We start from the raw sequence: 7,873 nt of genomic DNA, 5'->3' as shown, positions 1-7,873 counted from the left end.
ACCCCGCGCCGGGGCCGGTTGCGCCGCGGCCGGCCGCCCTGGCGGCAGGCTGCGCGCACGCGGGGCGGCAGGCGCCGGCTCGGCCGCGCGGGCCTGCAGCCGGAAGGTGCCGATCAACTCCTGCAACTGCATGGCCTGGGCACTGAGCTGCTCGGACGTGGCGCTGAGCTGTTCGCTCGCGCTGGCCGTTTGCTGGGTCACGCCGGCGATGTGGTTCATCGTGACGCTGACCTGGCCCACGCCCTGGTTCTGCTCGGTGCTGGCGGCTGCGATCTCCTGCACCAGCTCGCTGGTCTTCTGGATGGCGGGCACCATGTCGCTGAGCAGGCGGCCCGCCTTCTCGGCCAGGCCCACGCTGTTGCCCGCCAGGGCGCCGATCTCCTGCGCCGCCACCTGGCTGCGCTCGGCCAGCTTGCGCACCTCGGCCGCCACCACCGCAAAGCCCTTGCCATGCTCGCCCGCGCGCGCGGCCTCGATGGCCGCATTCAGCGCCAGCAGATTGGTCTGGTAGGCGATGTCGTCAATGATGTGGATCTTGGTGGCGATGCTCTTCATCGCGTCCACCGTCATGCTCACCGCCTGCCCGCCTTCCATGGCCTGCTGCGCGGCCTGCGTGGCCATGCGGTCGGTCACGCCGGCGTTCTCGGCGTTCTGCTGCACGCTGGCGGCCATCTCGTGCAGCGAGGCCGTGGTCTCTTCCACGCTCGCCGCCTGCTGGCTGGCGCTGTGGCTCAGGCTCTGCGAGGTCTGCGAGACCTGGTCGGACGCGCTGGAGAGCTGGTTCACCGCCGTGCGCACCTCCAGCAGGGCCTGCGACACGGTTTCCAGCAGGTTGTTGAAGCCCTCGGCCAGGGTCTTGAAGAAGGCGTCCTTGTTTTCCGCCTGGATGCGCACCGAGAAGTCGCGTGCGGTCGCGGCATTGACGACTTCGGTCACCTCGCGCTCGGCGCGGCGCTGCTCCGTCACATCGATCCACTGCCCCACCGTGCCCAGGGCCTCGCCTTGCGCATTGAAGATCGGCGAGGTGCTGACGTTGTAGTCCCGCCCGCCCAGGGTCATGGCGGTGGTGACCGGCTCGCGCAGCTGGCGCAGGCGTTCGATGGCGCCGCGCGGGTCGGCATAGAACATACCGATCGAGCCACCCACGACGCGTTCGGGATCGAAGCTGCTGTTCTGGGCCCGGAAGGCCGCCGCATCGCGGCGCAGCACCTGCAACAGGGCTTGGTTGGCGTAGACGATGGTGCCTTCGGCGTCGGCAATGCGCACCGGCGAGGCATTGACGTCCAGCGCCTGGCGGATGCGCAGATTGCGCGCCGCCTCTTCGCGTTCGCGCTCCAGGGCGGCCAGCTCGGCCGTCATGTCCTTCCACTCCACCACCGTGCCCAGGCGGCGCTCGCCCAGGCGCACCGGGTTGACGATCAGGTCGAAGCGCCGGCTGCCGATCTGCAGGCGCGTGCGGTGGGGCTCGCGCAAGTGGTCCAGCAGGCCGCGCTGATGGGCCGGGTTGCGGTGGAACTCGTCGATGTTCGCGCCCAGGATGCGCTGCGCATCGAAGCGCGGCAGCGCCTTGCGCAGGTCGGCTTCGGCCTCCGTCATCATGGCCTTGAGCGAGGCATTGGCGTAGATGATCTGGTAGTCCGCATCGGCCACCATCACATTGGTCGCAGCCACATCCAGGGCCTGGCGGATGCGCTCGGCATCCTCGGCGCGGCGCCGGGTGTCGGCGAACTCGAAGCCCAGGCGGGTTTGCACGCGGCGCAGGGCCTGGGCCATGCCAGCCAGGTGGTCCCGCCCCTCCACCTGCACCACGCCATCGAAATTGGCCTGCGCAAAGCGCTCGAGCTGACGGGCCGCCTGCTGCAAGCCTGTGGCAAGCCGGCGCTGCATCCGCCAGGTGGCCAGGGCCGCCAGACCCAGCAAGGCCAGCGCGGGCAGCCAGCCCCCCCGGCCGATGAACAGGCCCGCGCCCAGCCACAGCAGGGCCAGCAGGGCCTGCTTGTGCGCCAGGCTCAGGCGGCCCAGGCTGCGCCGGAGGGCGGCCGCCCAGCCCGTGCGCACGGCCTGGCCGTCGCGTATGGCCCAGCCACGCGCACGCCCTTCCTTGAAGCGGCGGTACAGCGCCTCGGCGGCCTCGACCTGCTCGCGGGTCGGACGGGTGCGCACGGACATATAGCCCACCACGGCATCGCCCTCCTTGATCGGCGTGGCGTTCGCCACCACCCAGTAGTGATCGCCGTTCTTGCGCCGGTTCTTCACCATGCCGGTCCAGGGACGGCCCTGCTTCAGGGTCTGCCAGAGGTCCTCAAAGGCTTCCTCCGGCATGTCGGGGTGGCGCACCAGGTTGTGCGGCTGCCCGATCAACTCGCTCTCCACGAAGCCGCTGGCTTCGATGAAGTCGGGGTTGACGTAGGTGATTCGCCCCTTCAGGTCGGTGCGGGACACGATGGTCATGCCATCGGGCAGCAGGTACTCCTGCTGCGTGATCGGAAGGTTGGTGCGCATCCGGGGCTCCGTGGGTGCTCAGCGGCGGTAAGGGGTAGGTGCCGCGTCGTCGGTGCGGAAGTACGCCATCAGCTCCTGCAACTGGGTGGCCTGGGCGCTGAGCTGCTCGGCCGTCGCACTGAGCTCCTCGCTGGCACTGGCCGTCTGCTGCGTGGTGCCGCTGACATGGTTCATGGCCTGGGTGATCTGCTTGACGCCCTGGCTCTGCTCGCCGCTGGCGGCCGCGATCTCTTGCACCAGCTCGCTGGTCTTCTGGATCGCCGGCACCATTTCGTTCAGCAGCTGGCCGGCGCGTTCCGCCAGGCCCACGCTGTTGCCCGCCAGGGCGCCGATCTCCTGCGCCGCCACCTGGCTGCGCTCGGCCAGCTTGCGCACCTCGGCCGCCACCACCGCAAAGCCCTTGCCATGCTCGCCCGCGCGCGCGGCCTCGATGGCCGCATTCAGCGCCAGCAGATTGGTCTGGTAGGCGATGTCATCAATGATGTGGATCTTGGTGGCGATGCTCTTCATCGCGTCCACCGTCATGCTCACCGCCTGCCCGCCTTCCATGGCCTGCTGCGCGGCCTGCGTGGCCATGCGGTCGGTCACGCCGGCGTTCTCGGCGTTCTGCTGCACGCTGGCGGCCATCTCGTGCAGCGAGGCCGTGGTCTCTTCCACGCTCGCCGCCTGCTGGCTGGCGCTGTGGCTCAGGCTCTGCGAGGTCTGCGAGACCTGGCCGGACGCGCTGGAGAGCTGATCGGCCGCCACCCGCACCTCGCGGATGGTGCCGCTGAAGGTGTCGAGCAGGTCGTTGAACTTCTGCGCCATCAGCAGGAAGAAGGCCTGCTTGCCCTGCAAGGAGATGCGCGACTGGAAGTCGCCCTGCACCGCGCCGTCCACGATGGCACTGATCTCCTTCTCCGCGGCCACTTCGGCGGTGCGGTCCAACCATTCCACCACCGTGCCCAGGCGCGTGCCATCGCTGTCAAGGATGGGGCTGGCCGTCAGCCGGAAGCTCGCGCCGGCGACCTGGATCTCGGCACGGTGGTCGCCCTTCAGGTGCTCGATGAGGTTGCGCTGGTGGGCGGGGTTGCGGTGGAAGCGGTCGAAGTGCTGACCGATCAGCTGGCGCGCATCGAACTGCGGCAGGGCTTTGCGGATTTCCGCTTCGTTGGACTGCAGCATGCTCTGCAGCGAGCGGTTCATGAAGACGATGTGACCGGTGGCATCGGCAATCATCACGTTGGAGCTGGTGGCGTCCAGCGCCTGCTGCACGCGACGGCCTTCGCGGCCCAGCGCCAGTTCGCGTTCGACCTGCGCGAGCTCCTCGGTGCGATCCGTCCACTCGACGATGGTGCCCTCGCGTCGCCCGTCCACGAACACCGGGTTGATGATCAGGTCGAAGCGGCGCTCGCCCAGCTTCAGGCGCGTCTTGTGGGTCTCGCGCAGGCGATCGAGCAGGCCACGCTGATGCGAGGGGTTGCGGTGGAACTCATCGATGCTGGCGCCCACCACGCGGTTGGCATCGAAGCGCGGCAGGTCCCTGCGGATCTCGGCCTCCTGGGCCTTGAGCATGTTCAGCAAGGCCTTGTTGCTGTAGACGATGGTGTAGTTCGCATCGGCCAGCATCATGTTGGTGCTGCTGTTTTCCAGCGCTTGCAGCACGCGCGCGTTCTCGGCCAAGGTGCGGGCGTCGCGCTCGTTGCGTTCGCGCAGATTGCTCTGCATCTCGGCCAGCGCCCGGAAGAGTTGGGACGCCTCGTCGCGGCCAGCATCGCTGACGTCGCTGCCCAGATCACCCTGCGCAACGGCATTGGCCACCACAACCGCCCGGCGCAGGGGCTGGATGGTGCTGCGGGCAATCAGGACCATCAGACCCGCAATGACCAGCAGCAGCAGGGAGGAGCTGCCGACCAGGAGGTTGCGCATCCGCGTCTCGTCGGTGATGCGGTGGTGCAGCAGCTCCTGGAAGCTGGACACGATCTGCTTCTGCAGGGCGCGGTGTGCGGCGAGCGCTTGGTTGCCCGCTTCAAAAAGGGCATCCGCACTGCCGGCGCTCTTCGGGTTGGCGTTCAGCAGTTCCGCGTTGAGTTTGCTGAGAAAGCGCTTGGTGGCGTCCTCCGCCTTTTGCGCGGGTGCCGACAAGGTCTGCGCCACCGCGGCGTTCGTGCCGCCCACCTTGCCCAGCTGGGCCGCCAGTCGTTGCTGAAACTTTTCGCTCTGCGCCATCAGCATGGGCAGCTGCACCCGATCACCCGCGGGCATCTCACGGCCAGCACCGAGTTGCTGGGCCAGGCCCGCCGCACGGCCGCGCAGCTGCGCCATCGTCTCCAGCAGGCGCGGTTGGAAGTCGATGACCACGCTCATCAGGTAATAGGTCTCTGACACCGGATCGAGCGAGAGGCCGGATTCGTCCGCCAGGGTTTCCAGGGCGAACAGGTACTGGTCGGCCAGCTGGCTGTGCCGGGCGAAGGACTCCGGGGCCGCAAGGCCTTGGCTCTCAACTTGGCGCTGCAGGGCCTCAAAGGCCACACCCAACTCGGTAAAGCGACTTTTCGCGTTGGCCAGGCCGGTCTTGCTGAGGTTCTCCTGCAGCGCCTGCAGGGCCTTCGTGAAGCTCGCGGCCTGCGCACTGCGGGCCGCCGCCGCGCTGCCATCGCCCAGCAGCAGCCGGTTGCTCAGGCCGCGGTGCAGCTGCAGGGCCTCCAGCACCGGGTCGGCCAGCTCCGCCGCATCCAGGCCTTCGTCCTCGGCCACCGCCACCGCGATATTGCCGTTCAGGGTGATGACCAGCTTGGTGAGCGGCACGACGGCGGCCACCAGGGCCAGCACGCCGACGATCAGGAGCTTTTGCCAGAGCAGCAGTTTGCGAAGCAAGGCGGTCATTGCGTCTCCTAACTCAAAAGGAATTCAGGCGGCGCGCGCACGGTCGTGCTGGCGCGCGGCGTTCATCAAGCCATTCACATCCAGCACCAGGGCCACTTCCCCGCTGCCGAGGATGGTGGCGCCGGCCAGGGCCTTGACGTGGCGGAACAAGCTGGACAGGGGCTTGATCACGGTCTGGTGCTCGCCCTTGAGGCGGTCGACGATCAGGCCCACGCGCCCCTGCCCTTCCCGCACCACCACCAGGCTGCGCTTGCTGGTGGCCGCGGCGGGGCAGCGGTAGAAGCGGGCCAGGTCCAGCCAGGGCACGATCTCGCCGCGCAGGTTGAAGGTGCCGCTGACCTGATGGGGGTGGCGCTGCACCTCGGGGGGCACGCCGATGCATTCGGACACGACGGCCAGGGGCAGCACGTAATGCACCTCGCCCACCTGGGTCAGGAAGCCGTCGATCATGGCCAGGGTCAGCGGCAGGCGGATCTGTGTGCAGGCGCCCTGGCCCGGCGTGCTGCTGAGGTGGATCTGGCCGCGCAGCGCTTCGATGTTGCGCTTCACCACGTCCATGCCCACGCCGCGGCCGCTGAGATCGGTGACCTGCTCGGCGGTGGAAAAACCGGGCTGGAAGATCAGCTGGTAGATGTCGGGGTCGCTGAGGACGGCGTCCGCCTCCACCAGCTGGCGTTCGATGGCCTTGGCCAGGATGCGCTCGCGCGAGAGGCCGCGCCCGTCGTCGCCCACCTCGATGACGATGCTGCCGGCTTCATGGAAGGCGTTCAGGCGCAGCTGCCCGGTGCGCGGCTTGCCGGCGGCCTCGCGCTCCTCGGGCGGCTCCAGCCCGTGGTCCATGCTGTTGCGCACCAGGTGCATCAGCGGGTCGGCGATGGCGTCCACCATGGACTTGTCCATCTCGGTGTCGCCCCCGCTCACCACCAGCTCGATTTCCTTGCCGAGCTGGCGCGCCACGTCGCGCACCACGCGCTGGAAGCGGCCAAAGGTTTCGCCCACCGGCACCATGCGCAGGCCCAGCGTGGCGTCGCGGGTGTCCTGCATCAGGGCCATGACGCGCTGCAGCGCTTCCTGCGTGGTCGGATCGGCCCCTTGGTGCGCCACCATCTGGGCGCCCGAGCCGGCGATCACGAGTTCGCCGATCAGGTCGATCAAGGCATCCAGCTTGTCGGCCCGCACCCGGATGAAGCGGGTGTCGTCGCCGGCGCGGCGGTCCCGTCCGCCTTCGCGGCGGTCCCCTTCGCCGCTGCGGCGGTCCGCGCCCTTGGCGCGCGGCTGGTTCTCGGCGCGCCGCTCGATGCGCGGCAGCGGCTCGGCGGTCTCGTCCGGGCCCGCCACGGGCACCTCGATGACCTCGAACTGCACGCCCATGCCGCGCCACACCTCGTACAGCAGGGCGCGTTGGGCGGCGTCGCTGCCACAGCGCCGCTCGGCCAGGGCCTCGAAGGCCGCGGGGGCGCTGCCGGGTTCGAGGATCTGGACGTCGCTGTCCTCGGCGGCGAACTCGAACACGCCCTCGATTTCCTGGCGCGACTTGTCGGTGACGAAGCTGAGCTCGATCCACAGATGGCAGGCTTCGGCGTCCAGGGCGTCGAGCGCCGGCACCTCGGCGTGCATCAGGTGCAGCGCCTGGATCTCCCCCAGGCCGGCCATGTAGCGCAGGAAGGCCAGGGGATCGAGGCCGTTGCGCAAGGCATCGGCCAGAAAGCGCAGCGAGAGGTGCCAGGCCTGGCTGCTGGGCGCTGCGACCGGGGTCGCGGCCGGGGCTTGCGCGGAGTCGTCCGCTTCGGTCTCGGGGGTCATCCCCATTTGCTGCATCAGCCGGTGGCTGACGGCCTGGGCGCGCGCCAGCACCTCTTGCGGCGTGCCGCCTTCATGCCCCACTTCGGCCAGCAGCGCCTCCATCTGGTCGCGGCTGGCCAGCAGGGCGTCCATGCACTCGGCATCCAGCGCCTTGCGGCCTTCGCGCAGCGCATCGAGCAGGGTTTCGGCCACATGGGTGAAACGCACCACATCGTCAAAGCCAAACATGCCCGCGCCGCCCTTGATGGTGTGCGCGGCGCGGAAGGCGGCGTTGAGCTGCTCGGCGTTCTGCGGATCGTTCTCCAGCACCAGCAGGGCGGCCTCGTACTGGTGCAGCATCTCCTGGGCTTCTTCCAGGAAGCCGGCGCGTGCAATCGCCAGGATCTCGGCGTCGTCGTCGTGCATCACAGGATCTCCGGCGGCATCAGCAGGCTGCGCACGCGGTACATGTCCAGCGCGGCCAGCACCGTCGGGCTGGCGGTGGCGATGCGCAGCTCCTGCCCCCGCTCTTGCAGGCTGCGGTGCAGGGCCAGCAGCAGCTGCACGCCGGCGGAGTCCATGCTGTCCACGCCTGCCAAGTCCAGCACCGGCACGTCACCCTGCTCGGCACTGGCTTGCAGGGCCGCGAGCAGGGACTGATGCAGCTCGCTGGCCTGTGCGATCGTCCACTCCGTCCCCAGGCTCAGCGGCTCAGCCATGGTGG

Annotated in this window: 3 protein-coding genes and 2 pseudogenes; all 5 read right to left on the bottom strand. The window is 69.1% G+C overall.

Features of this window, described 5'->3' with window-relative positions:
- On the bottom strand, positions 1-2,502 hold a 2,502-nt coding region (locus I7X39_RS22295; RefSeq protein ID WP_198113582.1), incomplete at its 3' end, for a methyl-accepting chemotaxis protein.
- Positions 2,503-2,538: 36 nt separating this feature from the next.
- Positions 2,539-3,756 (bottom strand): annotated as a pseudogene (locus I7X39_RS23875) (methyl-accepting chemotaxis protein); the annotation flags it as partial.
- 240 nt (positions 3,757-3,996) lie between these two features.
- Positions 3,997-4,353: pseudogene (locus I7X39_RS23870) on the bottom strand (HAMP domain-containing protein); the annotation flags it as partial.
- A gap of 1,038 nt (positions 4,354-5,391) precedes the next feature.
- A complete protein-coding gene (locus tag I7X39_RS22285; protein WP_198113580.1) occupies positions 5,392-7,575 on the bottom strand; it encodes a chemotaxis protein CheA in 2,184 nt (727 codons plus the stop codon).
- Positions 7,575-7,868: an STAS domain-containing protein gene (locus tag I7X39_RS22280; RefSeq protein WP_198113579.1), complete on the bottom strand. Its 294-nt coding sequence runs from the start codon at positions 7,866-7,868 to the stop codon at positions 7,575-7,577. The genes I7X39_RS22285 and I7X39_RS22280 overlap by 1 nt, the downstream gene beginning before the upstream one ends.
- Positions 7,869-7,873: the final 5 nt, after the last annotated feature.

Source organism: Inhella proteolytica (assembly GCF_016093275.1).
Taxonomy (GTDB): domain Bacteria; phylum Pseudomonadota; class Gammaproteobacteria; order Burkholderiales; family Burkholderiaceae_C; genus Inhella; species Inhella proteolytica.
Note: the sequence above shows the minus strand (reverse complement) of the source record. Positions and strands in the feature narration are given on the sequence as shown.

Bases quoted from the DNA above. Each gene is read 5' to 3' on its own strand.
- I7X39_RS22285 (WP_198113580.1), bottom strand. From the start codon at position 7,575: ATGCACGACGACGACGCCGAGATCCTGGCGATTGCACGCGCCGGCTTC.
- I7X39_RS22280 (WP_198113579.1), bottom strand. From the start codon at position 7,868: ATGGCTGAGCCGCTGAGCCTGGGGACGGAGTGGACGATCGCACAGGCC.